Source organism: Sphaerobacter thermophilus DSM 20745 (assembly GCF_000024985.1).
GTDB classification, from domain to species: Bacteria; Chloroflexota; Chloroflexia; order Thermomicrobiales; family Thermomicrobiaceae; genus Sphaerobacter; species Sphaerobacter thermophilus.
Window position 1 is genome coordinate 839,401 of sequence record NC_013523.1, and the last position, 20,809, is coordinate 860,209.

Annotated in this window: 18 protein-coding genes, 2 tRNA genes and 1 other annotated feature; of the genes, 12 read left to right on the top strand and 8 right to left on the bottom strand. The window is 67.5% G+C overall.

What is annotated here, in order from left to right; genetic code table 11:
- Nucleotides 1–44 precede the first annotated feature (44 nt).
- Both STHE_RS03770 and STHE_RS19640 read right to left on the bottom strand, forming a co-directional pair.
- Entirely contained in the window at nucleotides 45–1,646 is a 1,602-nt protein-coding gene (locus tag STHE_RS03770; RefSeq protein WP_012871241.1) for an FAD-dependent monooxygenase, read from the bottom strand.
- A complete protein-coding gene (locus STHE_RS19640; RefSeq protein ID WP_012871242.1) occupies nucleotides 1,619–2,182 on the bottom strand; it encodes a hypothetical protein in 564 nt (187 codons plus the stop codon). The genes STHE_RS03770 and STHE_RS19640 overlap by 28 nt, the downstream gene beginning before the upstream one ends.
- Nucleotides 2,183–2,587: 405 nt before the next feature.
- Here STHE_RS19640 and STHE_RS03780 point away from each other — a divergent pair, with 405 nt between their 5' ends.
- The 9 genes from STHE_RS03780 (at nucleotide 2,588) to erpA (ending at nucleotide 10,393) form a co-directional block, all read left to right on the top strand.
- Nucleotides 2,588–2,881 carry a hypothetical protein gene (locus STHE_RS03780; RefSeq protein WP_012871243.1) on the top strand — a complete coding sequence of 98 codons (294 nt, stop codon included), beginning with the start codon at nucleotides 2,588–2,590 and terminating at the stop codon, nucleotides 2,879–2,881.
- Nucleotides 2,882–3,060: 179 nt separating this feature from the next.
- Entirely contained in the window at nucleotides 3,061–3,363 is a 303-nt protein-coding gene (locus tag STHE_RS03785) for a hypothetical protein (protein WP_012871244.1), read from the top strand.
- A gap of 144 nt (nucleotides 3,364–3,507) precedes the next feature.
- Nucleotides 3,508–4,095, top strand: coding sequence for a protoglobin domain-containing protein (locus tag STHE_RS03790; RefSeq protein WP_012871245.1), 588 nt, complete (start codon nucleotides 3,508–3,510; stop codon nucleotides 4,093–4,095).
- Nucleotides 4,096–4,098: 3 nt separating this feature from the next.
- Nucleotides 4,099–4,746, top strand: a complete 648-nt coding sequence (locus tag STHE_RS03795; protein ID WP_012871246.1) for a MarR family winged helix-turn-helix transcriptional regulator — start codon at nucleotides 4,099–4,101, stop codon at nucleotides 4,744–4,746.
- 142 nt (nucleotides 4,747–4,888) lie between these two features.
- Nucleotides 4,889–5,116: a binding site (T-box leader), on the top strand.
- 271 nt (nucleotides 5,117–5,387) lie between these two features.
- Nucleotides 5,388–6,914, top strand: a complete 1,527-nt coding sequence (locus tag STHE_RS03800) for a 2-isopropylmalate synthase (RefSeq protein WP_012871247.1) — start codon at nucleotides 5,388–5,390, stop codon at nucleotides 6,912–6,914.
- Between the two features lie 2 nt (nucleotides 6,915–6,916).
- Nucleotides 6,917–8,173, top strand: coding sequence for a 3-isopropylmalate dehydratase large subunit (gene leuC / locus STHE_RS03805; protein WP_012871248.1), 1,257 nt, complete (start codon nucleotides 6,917–6,919; stop codon nucleotides 8,171–8,173).
- Nucleotides 8,174–8,232: 59 nt separating this feature from the next.
- Nucleotides 8,233–8,751, top strand: a complete 519-nt coding sequence (locus tag STHE_RS03810; RefSeq protein ID WP_012871249.1) for a 3-isopropylmalate dehydratase small subunit — start codon at nucleotides 8,233–8,235, stop codon at nucleotides 8,749–8,751.
- Nucleotides 8,748–9,863, top strand: a complete 1,116-nt coding sequence (gene leuB / locus STHE_RS03815) for a 3-isopropylmalate dehydrogenase (RefSeq protein WP_012871250.1) — start codon at nucleotides 8,748–8,750, stop codon at nucleotides 9,861–9,863. Before STHE_RS03810 ends, leuB begins: the two co-directional genes overlap by 4 nt.
- Before the next feature lie 164 nt (nucleotides 9,864–10,027).
- Nucleotides 10,028–10,393, top strand: a complete 366-nt coding sequence (erpA, locus tag STHE_RS03820) for an iron-sulfur cluster insertion protein ErpA (protein ID WP_012871251.1) — start codon at nucleotides 10,028–10,030, stop codon at nucleotides 10,391–10,393.
- A gap of 112 nt (nucleotides 10,394–10,505) precedes the next feature.
- Here the strand turns inward: erpA and STHE_RS03825 are convergent, their stop codons facing one another.
- On the bottom strand, nucleotides 10,506–10,739 hold the full coding sequence (locus STHE_RS03825) for a hypothetical protein (RefSeq protein WP_041398791.1): 234 nt from the start codon (nucleotides 10,737–10,739) through the stop codon (nucleotides 10,506–10,508).
- A 229-nt stretch (nucleotides 10,740–10,968) separates the two neighbouring features.
- On the opposite strand from STHE_RS03825, the gene STHE_RS03830 reads away from it, so the two are divergent.
- Nucleotides 10,969–11,050, top strand: a tRNA-Leu gene (locus STHE_RS03830).
- A 116-nt stretch (nucleotides 11,051–11,166) separates the two neighbouring features.
- Here STHE_RS03830 and STHE_RS19335 read toward each other — a convergent pair.
- From STHE_RS19335 to STHE_RS03845, 3 genes are all read right to left on the bottom strand, one after another.
- A complete protein-coding gene (locus STHE_RS19335) occupies nucleotides 11,167–12,816 on the bottom strand; it encodes a hypothetical protein (RefSeq protein WP_012871253.1) in 1,650 nt (549 codons plus the stop codon).
- Between the two features lie 496 nt (nucleotides 12,817–13,312).
- A complete protein-coding gene (gene ppdK, locus STHE_RS03840; RefSeq protein ID WP_012871254.1) occupies nucleotides 13,313–15,946 on the bottom strand; it encodes a pyruvate, phosphate dikinase in 2,634 nt (877 codons plus the stop codon).
- 98 nt (nucleotides 15,947–16,044) lie between these two features.
- Nucleotides 16,045–18,258 (bottom strand): ATP-dependent helicase, encoded by a 2,214-nt coding sequence (locus tag STHE_RS03845; RefSeq protein ID WP_148219891.1) that lies wholly within the window; start codon nucleotides 18,256–18,258, stop codon nucleotides 16,045–16,047.
- A gap of 159 nt (nucleotides 18,259–18,417) precedes the next feature.
- Here STHE_RS03845 and STHE_RS03850 point away from each other — a divergent pair.
- Nucleotides 18,418–18,489: transfer RNA gene (locus STHE_RS03850), tRNA-Met, on the top strand.
- A gap of 136 nt (nucleotides 18,490–18,625) precedes the next feature.
- Here STHE_RS03850 and STHE_RS03855 read toward each other — a convergent pair.
- Complete coding sequence (locus tag STHE_RS03855) at nucleotides 18,626–19,636, bottom strand: SDR family oxidoreductase (protein ID WP_012871256.1); 1,011 nt, start codon at nucleotides 19,634–19,636, stop codon at nucleotides 18,626–18,628.
- Nucleotides 19,637–19,861: 225 nt separating this feature from the next.
- Here STHE_RS03855 and STHE_RS17790 point away from each other — a divergent pair, with 225 nt between their 5' ends.
- Entirely contained in the window at nucleotides 19,862–20,209 is a 348-nt protein-coding gene (locus STHE_RS17790; protein WP_012871257.1) for a recombinase family protein, read from the top strand.
- A 37-nt stretch (nucleotides 20,210–20,246) separates the two neighbouring features.
- Here the strand turns inward: STHE_RS17790 and STHE_RS03865 are convergent, their stop codons facing one another.
- Nucleotides 20,247–20,741, bottom strand: coding sequence for a TspO/MBR family protein (locus tag STHE_RS03865; RefSeq protein ID WP_012871258.1), 495 nt, complete (start codon nucleotides 20,739–20,741; stop codon nucleotides 20,247–20,249).
- Nucleotides 20,742–20,809 lie beyond the last annotated feature (68 nt).

A 20,809-nucleotide genomic window follows, 5' to 3' on the forward strand; every position in this document is an offset into this window, starting at 1 on the left:
AAGTCGCAGTGTCCGGCCGCGAGCCGAGTGCCGCGAAGCGACGGTCAGGAGCGCTCGTCCGAGGTCGCTGTCAGAGCCGGCACACTGGCGCCGGCGAGCGTGAGCCAGGACCGGAGCTGGGCCGAATCGGCGATGCCGCAGCGTAAGCCGATGTAGCCGTCGGGGCGGACGACGACCATGCCAGTGCCGGGGATGCTCGACAGCCGGTGGACAGCGACGTGGGGGCCAAAGGACGTGTGCTCGATGGGTGCGGCGTTGCGGTGCAGCAGCACGTGGAACCCCGGTTGGGCGAGGAGGGCGTGCAGCCGGGTGTGCTGTCCGCCGTCGGTGGTGACGGTCGCGTCCGGAAGGCGTCGGCCTGCGCTCGGGCCTCCTGGGAGGGCGGGAGAACCCTCCACCGAGAGGGGGCTATCCGGGTAGGCAACCCGCAACTGGGAAACCAAGCGGACGCCCTCCGCGACCAGCCGGCGCCGGCCCAGGATGGCGGGGATGAGAGGCGCGCCGAGCGGGGCAAACACCCCACGGAGCAAGGAGGGGAGTGGGCCGGTGGCCGCCTCGGCCCAGAAGATCAGGTGGGTCATTCGAAGGATCTGCCGCACGACGGGTCGGCGCTCGAGGTCGTAGGAGTCGAGCAACGTGGCCGGGTCGTCGGAAGCGGCGGCGCAGGCGAGTTTCCAGCCGAGGTTGACGGCGTCCTGGATGCCGGCGTTCATCCCCTGGCCGCCTCCAGGGGAGGACGTGTGGGCGGCGTCGCCCGCGAGGAACAGGCGCCCCTGGCGGAAACGGGACGCCAGCCGGAGCTGCAGCGCGTAACGCGCCGACCACGCCAGACTGGTGATCCGAGCGTCGAGACCCGCCGCGTCGAGGAGTGCCTGCAGCTCGCTGCGGGAGATCGGTGGCCCCGGCTGGCCGTAGGGGATCGGGTCGCGTCCGGCAGGATAGGTCGCCAGGATGCGCCAGGTTGCCCGCTCACCAAGGGCGAAGACGAACGCCAAGCCGTCGCGCCCCGCGGCGACGTGGGCGACGCCGGGGGTGAGATCGGCATCGAGTTCCGCGTCGGCGATCACGACGTCTTCGGCGTACGGCTTTCCCTGCCACCCGATGCCGGCAAGGCGGCGCACGGTGCTCTCCGGACCGTCGCACCCGGCGACGTAGGTGCAGTCGACGTGCTGGAGCCCGGCGGGTGACCGGAGGGTGGCCCGGACCCTCGATGGCCCGTGTTCCAGGTCGACGAGTTCGGTTCCTCGCTCCACCACGACCCCGCGCGCCGCAAGTGCTCGATCGAGGACCTCCTCGACGTCCGTCTGCCGCACCAGCGTCAGGTGCGGGAAGGGGGTGTCCGGCAGCGCGAACCCGGCGAGGGAGACACGGACCACCCGTGAGCCCAGGCGCAGGTGCACCTCGGGTGCGGTGTCCGCCCGGTCCAGGATCGCCTCGGTGACACCCAGCGGGCGCAGGACCTCCAAGGTGCGGGGGTGCAGGATCAGGGCACGGGACGGCCGCCATGCATCGGGGCGCCGGTCGATGATCTTGACCCGCGCGCCGAGGGCGTGTGCCTGGAGCGCCAGGGTGAGACCGGTCGGTCCGGCGCCCACCACCAGAACGTCGGCCGTCCGGCTCATGACGTCGCCACCAACCGCCACCATGCCTCGAAGTCCTTGGGTGCGGTGGCTTCGAGCCGCTCGGGAGCCGCGAGCAGGTCGTCCCGCCGCAGACCGGGTAGCACCTGGTAGTGAATCGAGCCCGGAACGCACACGACTGCGAGCACCTGCCAGAGGCTGCGGGCGTAGTGCTGAGCGCGCTCGGGTCCGTCCCACTCGTAGACCCCGCGATAGACCCCGTGCTCGTCGTTGGCGAGCCATAGCTTGGAGATGAAGCCGGGGAAACCGACGAACAGCGGGGTGTTGAGCAGGCTTTCCCGGCGGAAAAGGGTATGGCCCCGGCCGCGCACGGCCCGCAGCCTGAAGGCTACCACCAGGACGCAGGGATCCGTTGGCACCCGGTCGACGACCGTCTCTCGGTAGACCGGTGCGGACGTCCCGTCGGCGAAATGCAGGCACAACCCAACGTGCTCGTGCCGAAGATGTATTCGGCGCCGTGCTGCCAGAGAGATGGTGCTGGCGACGCAGCGAACCTCGGACCACGCCGCGGTCCTGGCCGGCAAAGGAGCCTGTGCGTTCATGGTGTCCTCGCAACCAGTTCAGCCGCTCTAGTAGGACGATGGATCGCGTTGCGCGCGGCGCGAGTGAGGCAGGGTCACATCGCTGTTATGCGGGTCATACGTCGTGCTAGGGATACGATAACCGCCGTAGGATCACGTGGTCGCAACAGTCACTGTCGCAACGTGTCAGATGCGTTGCCATGGCGAGGATAGGATTGCGGCAATGTCTTGGTCCGCGTTGCGACCATGCCATGGCTGGCACAGAGATTGTGACGGAATAAACATTCCACCCGACCACCAGATCGGGTACGGTTTGGACAGGTCTGGTGGGCTAGTCGGACAGGTGGGAACGACCGGCCTCGCCTGGTATGGTACGCCGGGAGCGCAACGAGGCGCTCTGAGGCCGAAGGTGACGGGAGTGGTGCCGTGGAGGTTGTTTCCGGCGACGCGGCCGGCGTCACGCTCCTCGATCCACCGGAAGTCGTCTGTGTAGCGACCACGCGGGATCCTGCCCAGGTGGCGCGCTGGAGGGAAAAGCTGGAGCGGGCGAACATGCCAGTCCGCACCCAGACGATCAGCGTCAGCCAGCCGGGGCAGCCGCGCGAGGTTGTCTACCTCCTCTACGTCCGGCCCTGCGATGAGGAGGCTGCCGTGCAACTGATCGGGTCGCAGCCGGGCCTCCCGATCTTCCCCCTCGCGCACCTTCGTCAGACCTGGTAGTGACGCCGGAAGTTGATCCCAGGGCACGGTTCCTGCTGCACGCGCCGGGGATTGGTGCCGCGTGACTGGATCGGGTCGTGCGCTCGGGAACTTCCCCTGCTATCGCGGCGTCTCATCAATAGGCGCATCAACGGTGATGCGCCCCACGGGCGGTGCCCGTGGCATGACGGAGGATTAGAGTGACCGAACGAGAGTTGCTGCGAATCATCGCTGCCTCGCCGAGCAAGCCGGGCGACCTCGTCGTCGAAGATCGGCACGGCGAGCGGCGACTGTTCATCGGTTCCACCGGCACGCTGAGCCGGGGGACGCTCAACCCCGACTTTGTGGCGGCGCTGCTGCGCAGCGACCGCTGGGAGCCGATCGACGACGACCGGTGGTACTCACTGGAGGAATTGCGACAGCGCTACGCCTCGGGACAGCCCGAGAGTGAGCGCACCGGCGCGCGGCGGCTCGTTGCCGCGCTCGGGGGTCGCTCCCGCTGATTCGCACGCGATCACGCACCCGGCACCGTGTGGTGCCGGGTGCGATTTTTTTTGTGCCGCGTGGCGGAGCCACCGCTTGACAGCGCGGCCCACCTCGCTACTATGTAGGTATCCTACATATCTTCTAGCGAAAGGAGGCCGCGCATGGCAGTGAGTCAGATCCCCGGCTATCGCTACGGCGACCCGTCGCTCCCACCCTCGTCGATCTCGCTGGACGATCTGCACCGGATCCAGCAGGCTCTTCTCTTCACCGAGGACGATGTCCGGGCTCTGCGTCGCGCGGGCGAGATCCTGGCGCCACAGGTCTCCGACATCCTCGACGTCTGGTACGGGTTCGTCGGCAACCATGACTTCCTGCTGGCCTACTTCTCGACGCCGGATGGGCCGGATGCGGATTATCTCGCTCGGGTCCGCGCCCGATTCGGCCAGTGGATCCTGGACACGTGCCGGGCCGAGTACGATGAGTCCTGGCTGGCCTACCAGGAGGAGATCGCCCGCCGGCACTATCAGGACAAGAACAAGACGGACGGCGTGCAGGGCGCGCCCCCGTTCATCCACTTTCGCTACGTCAACGCCCTGATCTACCCTATCTTCGCGACCATCCGTCCCTTCCTGGAGAAGGGGGAGTCGGACCCGGCGGAGGTCGAGCGGATGCATCAAGCGTGGCTGAAGGCGGTGCTCCTGCAGGTGACCCTCTGGAGCCAGCCGTACCTGCGAGAGGGAGCGTTCTGACGGGTGAGCCTCTACGACCCTGAACGCCGGCGGAACGACCCGGCAGCTCGCGTCGGGATGGCGCTGCTCCGCATGGCCCAGGCGGTGAAGAAACTTTCCCTCGCCGAGGCGGAGGAGCAGGGGCTCACGCCGGTGCAGGCTCAGACGCTCCTGTTCATCCGGCACACTAAGCCGTTCCTCGCGTCGGTCGGGCGGCTCGCAGCGGAGTTGGGGACCACCCACGCGACGGCGATCGGTGTGGTGGATGGCCTGATACGGCGCGGGCTGGTGGCGAAGGAGCCCAGTCCATCCGACCGGCGGGTGACGCTCCTCCGACTCACCCCGCAGGGTGAGGCCGTGTGCCGAAACCTCGATGGGTGGGGCCAAACGCTGGCGGAGGCGCTCGGGCGCCTCGACTCCGATGATCTGATGAGCCTGGAGCGACACCTGGGCGCCCTGGTGTGGAGCCTGCGTGAGGCGGGTGCCCTGCAGGTAAGCGAGCCGTGCCGCGGCTGCGTGCATTTCCGAGAGAACGCCGCACCGGGCACGCCCGAGCCGCACCGCTGTGTGCTGATCGACCGCTACCTGTCGGAAGCGGACGCTCGGCTCGCCTGCCCCGATTTCACGCCCGCCGCCCTCGTGGGTCGGGACAGCCCAGCGAACCCCCGGTAGGGGGCGCAGGTGCCGTGGCCAGACTAGTGCCGATGACCGCGCTCGGGACGAACCGGACGCTCCAGGTCGCCTGCCCTCCGGGTGCGGAACCGGAAGCCTGCCTTGACACTGGGAGCGGGGTCTGATACATTGCTCACAATCTCATCTGGCGATGAGGGGAAGTAGTAGCGCGTTTCGGCGCACAGCGAGCCGGGGACAGGTGTGAGCCCGGCGCGAGCAGAGCGCGCGAACTCGTCCCTGAGCCGTCGGGGTGAAGCCGGTAGGTCTAGCTCCGACCGGGTCGCGTCCGTTAGCACGCGCAGAGTGGGCACCGCTCCGAGCGGGAGCAGTGCCAAGTAGGGTGGTACCGCGGGTGAAGCCCGTCCCTTCAGTGGGACGGGTTTTTTGATTGCCGAGAGCGGCACGAGCGGTAGGACGACATGGTGATCGGGCAGATGGCAGCGCGCAACCTCGACCTTCTCGGGCTTTTCCTTCTTTCCCTTCTTCGGCCCCTTGGCGGGGCGAGAGGCGCGCTGGGAGGCTGCCCGTAACGCGGGCATACGTATCAGACCGGAACACTCACCGGCCTCCCAGCACGGGAGGCCGGTTCGTTTATCCGGCACTTGTCATCACGTCGGACTGGAGAGGAGCGGAGGTACCCGATGAGCGACAGGTTGATCATCTTCGACACGACGCTGCGTGACGGCGAGCAGTCGCCGGGTGCGACGATGGCGACCCCGGAGAAGCTGGAAGTCGCCCGAATGCTCGCCCGCATGGGCGTCGACGTGATCGAGGCCGGCTTCCCGGCCGCGTCGCCCGGCGATCTGGAGGCCGTGCGGACCATCGCGCGCGAGGTCAAGGGGAGCGTGATCTGCGCCCTGGCGCGGGCCAATGACCAGGACATCGACGCCGCCTGGGAAGGGATACGCCCGGCGGAGGAGGCGCGCATCCACACGTTCATCGCGACCTCGCCGGTCCACATGGAGTACAAGCTCCGCATGACGCCGGACCAGGTCGTTGAGGCGGCCCGCCGGGCTGTGACGCGGGCCCGTGGCTACGTCTCCAACGTCGAATTCTCGGCCGAGGATGCGACCCGCAGCGACTGGGACTTCCTCTGCCGCATCTTTGCGGTGGCGATTGAGGCCGGGGCGACGACGATTAACGTGCCGGACACGGTCGGCTACACCACGCCGGCCGAGTACGCGCGGCTCATCACCTACCTGATGGAGAACACGCCCGGTATCGAGAACGTCGTGGTCAGCGTCCACTGCCACGATGACCTGGGGATGGCGACGGCCAACACCCTGGCCGCGATCCAGGCAGGCGCGCGGCAGGCGGAGGTCACGATCAACGGGATCGGGGAGCGCGCGGGCAACACCTCGCTGGAAGAGGTCGTCATGGCGCTCCACACTCGCAAGGACTTCTACGGCGGGATCATGCCGCGCATCGAGACCCAGATGCTGGTCCCGGCGTCGCGGCTGGTAAGCCGGACAACCGGGATCGTGGTGCAGCCGAACAAGGCGATCGTCGGTGCCAACGCGTTCGCTCACGAGGCCGGCATCCACCAGGACGGCATGTTGAAGCATCGCGACACCTACGAGATCATGACGCCGCAGTCGGTCGGCTGGGAGTCGAGCCGGTTGGTGCTCGGCAAGCACTCCGGACGTGCCGGGTTCACCGCCCGACTCAAGGAGCTGGGCTACGGCGATCTGAGCCGGGAGCAGATCGAGGAGCTATACCGGCGATTCATCGACCTGACCGACCGGAAGAAGACCGTCACCAACGCGGACCTGATCGCGATCGTCGAAGAGGACCTGCAGCACGGCCCGGAGCGCTACGTGCTGTCCGGCTGGCGGGCGCACTCCGGGTCCGACGGCCAGGCCGAGGCCTGGGTCAAGATGGTCATCGACGGCGTCGAGCGGGAGGCGTCGGCGGTCGGGAACGGGCAGATCGACGCGCTCTTCAAGGCGATCGACCGGCTGGTGAACAGTGGTTGTACGCTGGAGGCGTTCCATATCGACGCGGTCACCCCGGGCGAGGATGCGCAGGGAGAGGTGACGGTGCGCGTGCGCTGTGGCGCGAACATCTACAACGGCCGGGGCGTGGCGACCGATATTGTGGAGGCTGGAGTACGCGCCTACCTGATGGCGCTGAACCGGGCAGGGGTAGCAACGGAGGTGACGGTCTAAGCATGGGCCAGACGATGACCGAAAAGATCCTCTCGCGCGCGGCGGGCCGCCGGGTGGAGCCCGGCGAGATCGCCGAAGTCGCGGTGGATCTGGTGATGACCAACGACATCACCGCGCCGCTGGCGATCAAGGAGTTCAAGAAGACCGGGCTGGAGAAGGTTTTCGACCCGAACAAGGTCGTCTTCGTGCCGGATCATTTCGTCCCCGCCAAGGATATCAAGGCGGCCGAGCAGGCGAAGGTCATGCGCGAGTTCGCCGTCGAGCAGGGGGCGGTGTACTTCGAGGTTGGCCGCGCCGGCATCGAGCACGTTGTCTTGCCGGAGAACGGCCTCACGTTGCCGGGCCAGGTGATCATCGGCGGGGACTCCCACACCTGCACCTACGGCGCGTTCAATGCGTTCGCGACCGGTATGGGCTCGACCGACATCGCCGCGGCGATGGCGCTTGGCACCACCTGGGTGCGTGTGCCGCCGACGATCAAGTTCGTCTACAACGGCACGCTGCCCGAGGGGGTCGGCGGCAAGGACCTGATCCTCTACACCATCGGCCAGATCGGGGTGGACGGTGCGCTCTACGCGGTCATGGAGTTCACCGGCGAGGTGATCGACGCCCTCGACATGGACGGCCGCATCGCCATGGCCAACATGGCCATCGAGGCGGGTGCCAAGACCGGCATCTTCGCCTGCGACGACAAGACCCGCGAGTGGCTGGCCCGCGTCACCGATCGGCCGTACGAGCCGGTGGAGAGCGACCCGGATGCCGAGTACCTGAAGGTCATCGAGTTCGACGTGTCCAATCTCAAGCCGGTGGTGGCGCTGCCGCACCTGCCGTCGAACGTGTACCCGGCCGATGAGGTAGGCGACATGCCGATCCATCAGGTCGTCATCGGCTCCTGCACGAATGGCCGCATTAGCGATCTGCGTGAGGTGGCCAAGATCCTCAAGGGCCGCCAGGTGCACCCGAACGTGCGCTGCATCGTCATCCCGGGCAGCCAGGAGGTGGCCAAGCAGGCCACGCGCGAGGGGCTGGCCGACATCTTCCTGGAGGCGGGTGCGATCTTCTCCACCTCCACCTGCGGCCCGTGCCTGGGCGGCTACATGGGTGTCCTGGCCAAGGGCGAGCGCTGCGTCTCGACCACCAACCGCAACTTCCGCGGGCGCATGGGGCACCGGGAGGCCGAGATCATCCTGGCCGGTCCGCAGGTGGCGGCCGCCAGCGCCGTGCTCGGCCGTGTCGCCTCGCCCGCCGCGTTGAACTAATCGGGTAACGACGGGGCCGCCCGCTGAGAGCGGGCGGCCTGCGCAGGGAGCGCACGCGAATGCTGATTCGAGGCAAGGTCTGGAAGTTCGGGGATGACATCGACACCGATGTGATCATCCCCGCGCGCTATCTGGTCACGTTCGAGCCGGAAGAGCTCGCCAAGCACGTCATGGAGGACATCGACCCGACCTTCGCCAGCAAGGTCCAGCCGGGCGACATCATCGTCGCCGGCAAGAACTTCGGCTGCGGCTCCTCGCGCGAGCACGCGCCGATCGCGATCAAGGGCGCGGGGGTCGCGGCGGTGGTCGCCGAGTCGTACGCGCGCATCTTCTTCCGCAACGCGATCAACATCGGCCTGCCGGTGATCGACGCGGCAGAGGCGGCTCGCGAGGCGGAGGAGGGTGACATCCTGGAGATCGACACCGAAGAGGGCGAGATCCTCAACACCCGCACCGGCAAGACCTACCGGGCCGCGCGCTACGACGACTTCATCCAGGACATCATCAACGCCGGTGGTCTGATGGAGGCGGTCACGCGGCGAGTCCAGGAGCGGCGGGGGGAGCAGCAGCCCTCATGAGCGACCGCACCTTCCACATTCTCCTCCTGCCGGGCGACGGGGTCGGACCGGAGGTGACCGCCGAGGCTCGGGCACTGCTGGAAGCGGTCGGGCCTGCCGTCGGGGCGCGCTTCGTCTTCAACGAGGGACTGATCGGCGGCGCCGCGATCGACGCGTACGGCACTCCGCTGCGGGACGAGGAGATCGATGCGGCGCTGGCGAGCGATGCGGTCTTCCTCGGCGCGGTCGGCGGCCCGGCCTGGGACAACCTGCGCGGGGAAGCCCGCCCGGAGTCGGGTCTGCTGCGCCTGCGCAAGGCGCTGGGGCTCTTCGCCAACCTGCGGCCGGTGCGTGTCTTCGACGCGCTGGTGGACGCGTCCCCGCTCAAGCCGCAGATCGCCCGCGGGGCCGATCTGCTGGTCGTCCGCGAGCTGACCGGCGGGCTCTACTTCGGCCGCCCCTCCGAGCGGCGGACGGACGAGGCGGGTCGCCGCGCGATCGACACGCTTCCCTATACCGACCATGAGATCGAGCGGATCGTCGACCTGGCCTTCCGCCTGGCACGGCAACGCCGCCGCAAGGTGACCAGCATCGACAAAGCCAACGTCCTCGCGACCTCCCAGCTCTGGCGGGAGGTTGCGACCGAGGTGGGCGAGCGCTACCCCGACGTCACCCTGGAGCACATGCTGGTCGACGCCGGCTCGATGCGCCTGATCGCACGGCCGCGCGACTTCGACGTGCTGGTGACCGAGAACCTGTTCGGCGACATCCTCAGCGACGAGGCCGGGGTGCTGGCCGGGTCGCTCGGGATGTTGCCCTCAGCGAGCCTCCACGGTGAGCCGCCCACTCGTCCCGGGACGGTCGCGCCGATGTTCGGTCTGTACGAGCCCGTCCACGGCAGCGCGCCGGACATCGCCGGTCAGGGCTTGGCGAACCCGCTCGGCGCCATCCTCAGCGTGTCGATGATGCTGCGCTTCTCATTCGGACTGGCCGACGCAGCCGACGCGATCGAGGCAGCCGTGGAGGATGCCCTGGCGGCGGGCTATCGCACCCGCGACATCGGGGGCACCGCGACCACCGCCGAGTTGGGCGCGCAGGTCCGCGAGCGGGCGCTGGCGCGCCTCGGCGGGTGAGGTCACCGCGGGTGGTAGAATATGCGCAGGTGTCCGATTCGCGGTCGCGCCGCGCGGCGCCTTGACACATGGTGCTGAGCCGGTATGATTTTGGTAATGATTGGTTGCGAAACGCCGGCGACGCCCGCGCGACGGGTACGGGGCGAACGTGGAGGAAGTGACTCATGATCACCATCACGCCGGAGGCGGTGGAGCGCCTGAAGGAGTACCTGGTAGACGAGGGGTTTGAGGACGCGATGCTGCGCGTCTTCGTGGCTCCGGGTGGGTGCTCCGGGCTGCAGTACGGTATGTCGGTCGAAGAGGTCGCTGAAGAGGACGACCAGATCATCGAGCAGGACGGCATCAAGCTGCTGGTCGACCAGTTCAGCGCGATGTACCTTGAGGGTGCCGAGATCGACTACGTCAACAGCCTGATGGGCGGCGGCTTCACCGTGCGCAACCCGAACGCGGTTGCGACCTGCGCCTGCGGCCACTCCTTCGATACGGGCGACAACGCCGGGACTGTCCAGGGCTGCGGCTGCGGCGCCTAGGCGCCGACCGCGCTCTCCGTACCCGCGATCGCAACGACAGCAAGCAAGAGCACGCGCCGGGAAACCGGCGCGTGCTACGTTTCGTCCTGTTGTCAGGAACGGCTTGGTGCGATCAGACCACCGCGACCGGTGCCGGGGTGGCGGCCATGGCCGCCTTCCGGCGACGCATCCGCGTCTGGATGGGCTGATAGTGGCTCATTCGGCGCAGCCGCGCGAAATCTGCCGGGGGGACCGGCTGCGGTGTGCTGTCGGATTCGAGCTGCAGGAACCCTTCCCCTCGCCGGTTCATGAGTAACCTGCGCCCAGGGTGGATTGCACTTTCAGCGATGACGCGATAGTGTTCCATCTCGGCGCTGCTTTCTAGAGTCCTCCCTGTCACCATAACTTTAACTAATGCACGTTCCGTGCCACATGGTCCCCATACCGGCCGTTTACTGGTCTCTGATTGCTGATCTGTCAGGGGAAAACCTGCTCCGCTGGGGTGGGGCACGTCATCACCGACGAATCCTCGGCCCAAGCGGGGTTGTCCTGGTACAATCGTAGTGTCCGCGCCGATCCCGGCCGCGGACATCCCTGGGGGAATGTCGGAACTGGCAGACGAGCATGACTTAGGATCATGTGCCGCAAGGCGTGTGGGTTCGAGTCCCACTTCCCCCACCCTCGTGAGAGTTCACTTGGGATCAAGGGACGGCTCGCGTCTGCGGGGGTTGCTCTGTCCGCAGACAGGGGTGGCTGACAGCAGCGCAGCAGATGCGCTGCTGTCAGCATGACGCTTACCAGCCACGGGCCGTGACGAGATCTGCACCGAGGCGCCCGAGGAGCACCCGGTGCGGCTCCGGGTTGTCCGGGTGGAACTCGAAGCGCGCGCGCTCGAAGTACTGCACTGTCAGCCCGGTGTCGGGGTCGGTGAACTCCTCGGAGATGGGGTAGCCGAAGAGTGCGAGGCTCTCGCGGTAGGACACACCGGGATCTCCGAACTCCAATCCGTGGCTCTCCCAGTACTCCTTGAAGCCGAAGCAGAGTCGGTGGCCGGTTTGCGGGAAGAAGGTGCAGTTGGCGTCGTTGGGTGTGTCGCCCGGGAGGGGTGCGAAGGCCAGGTTGTCCAGCAGGCCGCGGCGAGCAGCATCCTCGGCCCCGAGCCGTCCCAGCTCCACCTCATACGGGGTGCCGGCGTGCTCAGGGTGGTACTCGAAGCGTTGCCGCTCCAGGTACTGGACCGTGCGGATCGTGAAGGGATTCACCTGTATCTGTGAGAACTCCTCGGTGAGGGGGAAACCGAAAACCGGAAGTCCCCCTGACTCCTCCCAATACTCCTTAAAGCCGTTGCTCAGATAGTGACCCGTCTCCGGGAAGTAGCGCCATGCGGTACTGGAGTCGCTTGGCGCCGGGCGGGGCGCCGAGGGGAGAACGCTGCTGATGGGTACAGCGTGGATCTCTGGGACCGCGGACGACTCGGAACCACCGGCACCCCAGACACCACCCCATTGACCCCAGACGAGCATGTCACCGCGGGCCATGAGCACGAGTTCGGTGAGGGTATTCCCCGTCGGCACGGTGAAACGGCTGTCGGTTTCGCGGTCGTATCCTACGAACTCCCGCACCGAACAGCGGTACCCGTGGCACCCTGAGGTATCCACGAAGATGTAACGGCCGTTCGTCCGGGGATTCCTCACCGACACTTGGTCACCAACAAAGAGAACTTGTGACTGTTCGGTCACCAGGTCGTGCACGACAACGCGCGCGTCCGACATGGTGTAAACCAGGAGATTCTCGACCAGATCGAGGCCGCCAAGTCCGAAGGCGATTCCCTCCTGCACCAGAATGGGCTCGTCCCCTATCGTAGCCACGTAAATGAGTCCGCGCTCATAGTTTTCTCGCTCGACCCAGGCGACTCTATCCTCCCAAATAGCCGCATCCAACAGCAACCTGTCCGCGGGAATGGTGCGGATGGTTACGGGCGGTGCCATCGTCGCTAGGTCGCGGGCCTTCAGCGAAGTGCTTGCCCCTTGGGCCTCTTGCCATAGCACGGTCGTCCCGAAGATCCCGCGGAGGTATTCAAATGACTCTGTGATCGCGACGTCGAACTCATGCCCCGTGGCGAGATTCTTCCCCCGAACAGCAGGGATTCCGTCGCCTCCATATTGCTGCCAAACCACCAGGTCACCCGAGATTCCGACCTTGTCGATGCCAATCTGGGGCGGCGGGGCGTAGACCAGGAATGGCTCGTGGTCGCCCTCTCTCATGGCATACACGCCTGCCGGATCCTCCGAAGAGAGCCACACGACCGTGGTGCCGTCTGTGGCTGGGGCATAGCCCGTGGCGACGAATTCACCGGGACTTGGCGCCGCGCGCACACCCTCAGCGCTGAGGCTCATCAACAGCAAGGCGAGCGTGATGATTCGGAGTCGCCAGTGGCGACGCATCCAACCCGAGTCCTCCTTCCGGGTTTGTCGATGTCCGATCCCCACAACATCCCCTCTCCGTTTTGACCGTTTCGTATCCCTTGCCCATGGTAGTGCCAGCCGGTTCCCTTGTGGTTCCCCGTCGGGCGTAACTATCCGTATGTTCGAGGGGTCTCCTTGATAAAGTGCTCATGCGCCTGGATGCCCGAGGGGCGTGACCGATGCGTGATTGGTGCGTCGTGATCGCGGGTGGTTCCTTACGACCGGGTGGTCGATCCGGGGATCGCGGTGCCACGGCGGTGGCCGGGGATCGGTCCGCGCAAAGAGCCGGGGCCTGGCGGGGAGACGCTGCGACGAGCGTTGCGTGGTCACCAACCGCCGCCGTCGACGTGTCATGCAATTCCCCCGGCGGTGTTCGTGAGTCCAGAGCGCCACCAACCGTAGAGCAGCACAGAGGAATGCGAAGCGCCGGCGAAGAGCCGGCGCTTCGGGTCTGGGTGGGTGCGTCGTGTCGTGGCTACACGTCGCGCTCGGATTGCTCGAGGGCGGCCTGGGCAGCGGCGAGCCGGGCGATGGGGACGCGGAACGGCGACGCGCTCACGTAGTCGAGGCCGGCCTGATGACAGAACTCGACGCTGCTCGGGTCGCCGCCGTGCTCGCCGCAGATGCCGAGCTTGATGTCCGGGCGCGTCTTGCGGCCGCGCTCGACGGCGATGCGGATCAGCTCGCCGACGCCCTCACGGTCCAGAACTTGGAAGGGGTCGTGCTTGAAGATGCCGTGCTCGACATAGTACGGCAGGAAGCGGCCGGAGTCGTCCCGGCTGAGGCCGAGCGTGGTCTGGGTGAGGTCGTTGGTGCCGAAGCTGAAGAACTCGGCCTGTTCGGCGATCTTGTCCGCCAGGAGCGCCGCGCGCGGGAGTTCGATCATCGTGCCGACCAGATAGGGGATGCTGCGCCCGGCCTCGGCGAACATCTCCCGCGCGACTCGGTCGACGACCTCCCGCTGGAGCCGGAGTTCCTCGACATCGCCCACGAGCGGGATCATGATCTCCGGGCGCACGTCGACCCCCTCGGCGGCGACATCCAGGGCGGCGCCGAAGATGGCACGGGCCTGCATCTCGGTGATCTCGGGCGCGGTGATGCCGAGACGGCAGCCGCGGTGGCCGAGCATCGGGTTGGCCTCCCGGAGCGCGACGACCTTGCTCTTGACGATTTCCGGGTCGATGCTCATCGTCCGCGCCAGCTCCTCGATCTCCGCGTCGGTGTGCGGGAGGAACTCGTGGAGCGGCGGGTCGAGCGTGCGGATGGTGACGGGGAACCCGTCCATCGCGCGGAAGATTCCGGCGAAGTCCTCCCGCTGCATGGGTTCGAGCTTGGCCAGGGCGGCGCGGCGCTCTTCCTCGGTGGTAGCAATGATCATCTCGCGGACGGCCCAGATACGGTCGCCCTGGAAGAACATGTGCTCGGTGCGGCAGAGGCCGATGCCCTGGGCGCCCAGCTCGCGGGCCTTGGCGGCGTCCTCCGGCGTGTCGGCGTTCGCGCGTACGCCGAGCTTGCGGATCTCGTCGGCCCAGCCGAGGAGCGTCGCGAGGTCGCCGTGGACCTGGGGCTCGATGGTCGGCACCTTCCCGAGCATCACGGCGCCGGTCGAGCCGTCGAGCGTGATGTAGTCCCCCTTCGGGATGACCGTGCCGTTGATAGTGATCTGCTGGCGGTCGTAGTCGACCTGCAGGGCAGTGCAGCCGACGACGGCGGGCTTGCCCATGCCGCGGGCGACGACCGCGGCGTGCGAGGTCATTCCGCCGCGGGCGGTGAGCACCGCGCGGGCAGCCAGCATGCCGTGGAAGTCCTCGGGCGAGGTCTCCAGCCGAACGAGGATGACGTCGTGGCCGTCCTCGGCCAGCGCCTTGGCCTCGTCGGCGTCGAACACGACCTGGCCGGTCGCGGCGCCGGGGCTGGCGGGCAGGCCGTTGGCCAGAACCTCACCCGTGTGGCCGGGGTCGATGGTCGGGTGGAGGAGTTGGTCGAGCTGGCTGGGCAAGACGCGCTGGACGGCCTCCTCCTTGCTGATCAGCCCCTCCTTGACCATGTCGACCGCGATCTTGACCGCCGCCGCGCCGGTGCGCTTGCCGGTGCGGGTCTGGAGCATGTAAAGCTTGCCGTTCTGGATCGTGAACTCGAGGTCTTGCATGTCGCGGTAGTGCTGCTCCAGCCGCTGGGCGATCTCCTGGAGTTGCTGGTACGCCGGGCCGACGTGCGGGTCATCGGCCATCTGCTCGATCGGCTGCGGCGTCCGGACCCCGGCGACGACATCCTCTCCCTGGGCGTTGGTCAGGTACTCGCCGAAGAGGCGCTTCTCGCCCGTGCTCGGGTTGCGGGTAAAGGCGACGCCGGTGGCGCAGTCGGGCCCCATGTTGCCGTAGACCATCGCCTGGACGTTGACGGCGGTGCCGAGGTTGTGGGGAATGTTGTTCGCGTTGCGGTAGTCGATGGCGCGGCGGTTGTTCCAGGACTCGAAGACGGCGATGATGGCCGCGCGGAGCTGGTCGTGGGGGTCGTCCGGGAAGTCCTGGCCCGTCTCGCGCCGGACGATCTCCTGAAACTCGGCGACCATGCGGCGCAGGTCATGGGCCGGGAGCTCGAAATCGTTGCGTACGCCGAGGGCGCGCTTGTGCTCGTCGATGACGTCCTCGAAGAGGTCGGCGTTCACGTCGAGGACGACCTTGGCGAACATCTGGATCAGGCGCCGATAGCAGTCATAGGCGAAGCGCTCGTCGGCCTCGGCGGCGAGACCCCGGACAGTGACGTCGTTGAGGCCGAGGTTGAGGATGGTGTCCATCATGCCCGGCATGGAGAACTTGGCGCCGGAGCGAACCGACACCAGCAGCGGGCGGTCGGGGCTACCGAAGGTGCGGCCCATCTGCCGCTCGATATCAGCGAGGCCGTCGAGCACCTGTTCCCAGAGTCCCTCTGGCAGGCTCGCGCCGTCCTCGAAATAGGCGTTGCAGGCTTCGGTGGTGACCGTGAAGCCGGGTGGCACGGGCAGACCGACGTTGGTCATCTCCGCGAGGTTGGCACCCTTGCCGCCCAGCAGGTCTCGTTGCTGTGCGTTCCCGTCCCGGAAGAGGTACACCCAGCGGTGCGCTGCCATCGGATACCTCCTGATGCTCGGGGAGGATTCCCCAACGGTTCCGCTGCGGCCTACGGGGAGTTGCGCCCGCTCGCGCACGCAACTCCGTGCTGACCGCGTTAATCTACGGTCAGATTGGCCAAGCTCGCCAGCAGGCGCTTCTGCCCGTGGCGCTTGAACTCGACGGTTACCTCTTGGTCACCTCGTGATGCACGCACCGCAGTAACAATGCCGTCGCCGAAGCGCGGGTGGAACACGCGCATCCCGGGTCGGAATTCGGGGACCGCCGCCGGCGGGGCGGCCGGCCCATTGCTGGCCACGACCGTGGGGCGCGTGCTGGGCCGCGGGGTAGCGGTGCGCAGCGCGGTCGTTTCGATCAACTCCGGCGGGATGGCGTCGACGAAGCGCGAGCGGATGCTGACGTCGTCGCGCCCCCAGACGGTGCGGCGGAAGGTGTGGGTGATGTACAGGCGCTCCTTGGCGCGGGTGATCCCGACATAGAAGAGGCGGCGTTCCTCCTCGACCTGCGCCTCACTCTCCATCGACCGGGCATGGGGCAGGATGCCCTCCTCAGCTCCGACCAGGAACACGACGGGGAACTCGAGCCCCTTCGCCGCGTGGAGGGTGATGAGGGTGACCTGATCGCCGCTCTCGTCAATCGTGTCGGCGTCGGCGATCAGGGCTGACTCCTCCAGGAAGATCTCGAGGGCCTCCGACTCGGGCAGTTCGTCGTACGTCATGAGCACGTTGCGGAGCTGGAGCACGTTCTCCCAGCGCTCCAGCGCCTCCGGATCGCCGCCCTCCTGGAACTGGGCGGCGAAGCCGGTCTGCTCAACGGCCGCGTCGAACAGAGCCGAGAGGGGCATTGAGCGGCTCTTGACCTCCAGGCCGGCGATGGTGCGGTAGACATCGGCGAGCAGCCTGGCAGGGCGGGTGCCGACGGGCGGCGCCGGGGCGCCGCTCTCGCCCGCGAGCGCGGCCAGGCCGGTGTAGACCGGGAGGCCGGTCTCGGAGGACCAGCGCTCCAGCTCCTGCAGCGTGCGCGCGCCGATCCCCTTGCCGAGCGGGGTGTTGGCGAGGACCCGCTGCAGGCTCACCGCGTCGCGCGGGTTGGCAATCAGGCGCAGGAGCGCCAGGGCGTCCTTAATCTCCCGGCGCTCGTAGAACCGGGTGCCGCCAACAAGCTGGTACGGGATATCGGCGCGGATGAGCGTATCCTCCAGCGGCCGGCTCTGCGCGTTGGTGCGGTAGAGCACCGCGATGTCACGGTAGCGGTAGCGACCCGACTGGACGAGGCGGCGGATCTCGCCGACGACGAACTGCGCCTCCTGGGTTTCGTCGTACGCTTCGCGCACGACCAGGCGATCGCCGCGCGGGTTCTCGGTCCGGAGCTGGCGGCGGATGCGCTGGGTGTTGGCGCGGATCACCTGGTCGGCGGCCTCGACGATCACGCCGGTGGAGCGGTAGTTCAGCTCCAGGTGCACCTCGGCGGCGTCAGGGAAGTCGCGCTTGAACTCCAGGATGTTGCGGATGTCGGCCTGCCGCCAGCCGTAGATCGACTGGTCGGGGTCGCCGACGACGCAGAGGTTCCGGTGCCCGGCCGCCAGGGCATGGACGAGCAGGTACTGGACGTGGTTGGTGTCCTGGTACTCATCGACCAGGATGTAGCGGTACCAGTCCTGATAGCGACGAAGCACATCGGGCTGCTCGTCGAATAGCCGGACCGTCTCCACCAGGAGGTCGTCGAAGTCGAGCGCGCGGTTGCGGCGCAGGATCTCCTGGTACCGCGGGTAGACGCGGCTGACAATCTCTTCCCAGTAGGTTTCGACCTGCTCGGCGAAGCGCGCCGGGTCGACCACCTGACTCTTAGCGGCGGAGATGCGGCTCAAGATCGGCCGCGGGGGAAACTGCTTCGGGTCGAGGTTGAGCGCCTTGAGCGCCTGCCGCACCGCGTCGATCTGGTCGGCGTCGTCGTAGATGGTGAAACGCGGGTCGAGGCCGATGAGGTGGCCGTCGCGCCGGAGGATGCGGACGCAGAGCGCGTGGAAGGTGCCGACGGTGAGCTGCCGGGCGCGCTCGGGACCGACCAGCACCTCGAGGCGATCGCGCATCTCGCGCGCGGCCTTGTTGGTGAAGGTGACGGCCAGGATGTTCCACGGCGAGACGCCCCGCTGGTCGATGAGGTAGGCGACACGGTGGGTCAGCACCCGTGTCTTGCCGCTACCCGGCCCGGCGACGACCAGGACCGGGCCCTCAGTGATCGTCACGGCGCGCTGCTGCGCCTCGTTCAACCCGCGGAGCAGATCCACGCCCCCGGAAGACGGCTCCCACACCAAACCGGCTCGTCCCTCCCTGCGATTCAGATTCCTGAGGCCGATTGTACCACCCGATGCGCGGACGTACGGTGTGTTCGGACACCGTCTCGATGCGCGCTGTCGGAACCGGGTTTGACGTCGAGGGGAGCGCCTGCTACACTTATTTGCGCTCTGAGCGCCGGTGTAGCTCAGCGGTAGAGCAGGGGACTCATAAGCCCTTGGTCGGTGGTTCGAATCCGCCCACCGGCACCGAGAATAGCAAGACGCGACGCAGGAAACCGAGCCAACCGGAGAACCGGGAGCGGCTCGGTTTTTCGTGTCCCGCTCGGTTGGGTCGACGCCGCACGCGCTAGGGACGAGCTCATCCGGGGTAGGGAACCGGGGGCTAACGTGCCAGGCGACGAGCTAGGGACCAGACGCCTGCAAGGACCGCCCCGAGGACGGCGAGGCGGGTGGCGGGGTAGTGCTCGAACACGCGAGTGTAGAGGCTGTTGGGCTTGGCCTTGGCGGTGAACTGGCCGGTGGTGGTGTAGGTGTCGGCGGGCATTGGGGCGGCGAAGTTGTCGAGGCCGTCGTCGGGTTGGTCGGTGCGCTGCATTCGGTACACGAGGTCGCCGACGAGCATGAGGCGGTCGAGGAGGCCGGGCATCGCGGCGTTGATGATCGCGAGCGGGCGGCCGGGGCCGATGTAGATCTCGGCCCGGGGGTGTTCGATGGCGAACAGGATGGCCTCAGCCACGGCGCCCGGCTCGTAGGTCGGGGGGATGGGGTGCGGCGCGAAACCGAGCCGCGAGCGGGCGTGGTGGGTGAACAGGGGCGTGTTGATTGAGAGCGGCATGATCAGGACGACCTTGATCCCAGGGTGATCTCGCGCCAGCTCCACGCGCAGGGCCTCGGTGAAGCCCTTCACCGCGAACTTCGAGGCCGAGTAGGCGGCGAGGAGCGGGATGCCGCGAGCGCCGACGGCGGATCCGACGTTGATGATGGTGCCCTGCCCATGGCGGATGAGATGCGGTAGGGCGGCCTTGGTCCCGTAGATCGTCCCCATCACGTTGACCTGCATCAGTCGCGCCGCGTCGTCCACGGTCATGTCTTCGACGCGGGAAGCCAGGTAGAGTCCGGCGTTGTTGATCCAGGTGTCGATACGGCCGAAGCGGTCGACGGCAGCCTCGGCGAGGCGCTCGACCTGCTGCCAGTCGGCGACGTCGGTCGGGACCACGTGGGCTTTGCCGCCGGCCTGCTGGATCTCCCGCGCCAGCGAGGCGAGCGCTTCCTCGTTGCGGGCGGCAAGGACCAGTGAGGCGCCACGCTCGCCGAGGCGGAGCGCGGTCTCACGGCCGATGCCGGATGATGCTCCGGTGATGACAACCACCTGCTCACGCAGCGGGCGGGGCATGGTTCCTCCTCCCTTCCAGGGCGTTTGCGCGTCGCGTACGCGGGGGCGACTGCCGGCACCAGTGCACGCGCGATGCCACTCGCGCCGGACATCTTGCGGTGAGGGCGACGTGGGTCGTCGGTAGGGCGTGGAGCGGCGTGCGTCGTTGAGCCGGGCCGAGTACCATGTTGGCAGCGCGACGGGCGCGGTCGGTGCCGGATGCCGGTTGGACTGGAGGTGTCGATCATGCCGGAGCGAGCCGCAATCTACACGTGGTTCCGCGGGGAGCAACATCCTGACCCGGAAGACGACCTCGACTCTCAGGAGGAGCGGTGCCGGGCCTACGCGCTCGCCCAGGGCTACCGGGTGGTCGACGTGTTCCGGGAGACGGCGTCGGAGCCGGGCGACGAGCGTCCGGAGCTGAAGCGACTCCGGACGCTCCTTTGGCGGCGTGGACTGGACGTCATCATCGCGACCCGCCCGGACCGAGTCTACGTCGACCTGAACCGCCTCACGCGCCTTAGCAACGAGGCCCGGCTGATGGGCGTACGGCTGGAGTTCCTGGAGCAGCCGTTCATCCTCCCCGAGGAGTGATCGCCGAGCGGAGTGCCCGCTGCGGCGTCTCGGGGAATTATCGGTTCAGGCGCCAGATGGCGGCGTTGAGCACGGTCGCGAAGGTGGTCCAGGCCAGGTAGGGGAGCATCAGCCCCGCCGCCCGACCGGAGATGCGCGAGAAGCGCAGGGTCGTCGCGACGACCGCGATCCAGAGGGCAACGATGTTGATCAGCGCCGCGAAGGGCGAGCGGGCCCCGAAGAAGGCGGCCGACCAGAGCACGTTCAGCCCGAGCTGGACGCCGAAGAGCCGGAGCGCGGGGCGTGCCTCCGGGTCGGTGTCGCGGTGTTGCCAGATCATCGCGGCGGCGATGCCCATGAGGGCGTAGAGCACGGTCCAGACGGGGCCGAAGACCCAACCCGGTGGGTTGAAACTTGGCTTGTTCAGTGTTTGGAACCAACCGTTGAGTCCGGCTCGGGTGAAGAAGGAGCCGATAAGGCCGGCGCCTTCGCAGATGAGAACCGCGACGATCGCCGGCTTGATCAGTCCGGTGCCTCTTCGAGTCTCTTCCATATTTTCCAACCTCCCCGAATTCTGAATGTCGGTGCAGCCGCGGTTCCCCGGTGTCCGTGACCGGCGCG

What these genes read in the sequence shown, in the direction of transcription:
- STHE_RS19640 (WP_012871242.1), bottom strand. Translation starts at nt 2,182, where the DNA reads ATGAACGCACAGGCTCCTTTGCCGGCCAGGACCGCGGCGTGGTCCGAG.
- STHE_RS03770 (WP_012871241.1), bottom strand. Translation starts at nt 1,646, where the DNA reads ATGGTGGCGGTTGGTGGCGACGTCATGAGCCGGACGGCCGACGTTCTG.
- STHE_RS03790 (WP_012871245.1), top strand. Translation starts at nt 3,508, where the DNA reads ATGGCAGTGAGTCAGATCCCCGGCTATCGCTACGGCGACCCGTCGCTC.
- STHE_RS03810 (WP_012871249.1), top strand. Translation starts at nt 8,233, where the DNA reads ATGCTGATTCGAGGCAAGGTCTGGAAGTTCGGGGATGACATCGACACC.
- ppdK (WP_012871254.1), bottom strand. Translation starts at nt 15,946, where the DNA reads ATGGCAGCGCACCGCTGGGTGTACCTCTTCCGGGACGGGAACGCACAG.
- STHE_RS19335 (WP_012871253.1), bottom strand. Translation starts at nt 12,816, where the DNA reads ATGCGTCGCCACTGGCGACTCCGAATCATCACGCTCGCCTTGCTGTTG.
- STHE_RS03800 (WP_012871247.1), top strand. Translation starts at nt 5,388, where the DNA reads ATGAGCGACAGGTTGATCATCTTCGACACGACGCTGCGTGACGGCGAG.
- STHE_RS03825 (WP_041398791.1), bottom strand. Translation starts at nt 10,739, where the DNA reads ATGGAACACTATCGCGTCATCGCTGAAAGTGCAATCCACCCTGGGCGC.
- STHE_RS03855 (WP_012871256.1), bottom strand. Translation starts at nt 19,636, where the DNA reads ATGCCCCGCCCGCTGCGTGAGCAGGTGGTTGTCATCACCGGAGCATCA.
- leuC (WP_012871248.1), top strand. Translation starts at nt 6,917, where the DNA reads ATGGGCCAGACGATGACCGAAAAGATCCTCTCGCGCGCGGCGGGCCGC.
- erpA (WP_012871251.1), top strand. Translation starts at nt 10,028, where the DNA reads ATGATCACCATCACGCCGGAGGCGGTGGAGCGCCTGAAGGAGTACCTG.
- STHE_RS17790 (WP_012871257.1), top strand. Translation starts at nt 19,862, where the DNA reads ATGCCGGAGCGAGCCGCAATCTACACGTGGTTCCGCGGGGAGCAACAT.
- leuB (WP_012871250.1), top strand. Translation starts at nt 8,748, where the DNA reads ATGAGCGACCGCACCTTCCACATTCTCCTCCTGCCGGGCGACGGGGTC.
- STHE_RS03865 (WP_012871258.1), bottom strand. Translation starts at nt 20,741, where the DNA reads ATGGAAGAGACTCGAAGAGGCACCGGACTGATCAAGCCGGCGATCGTC.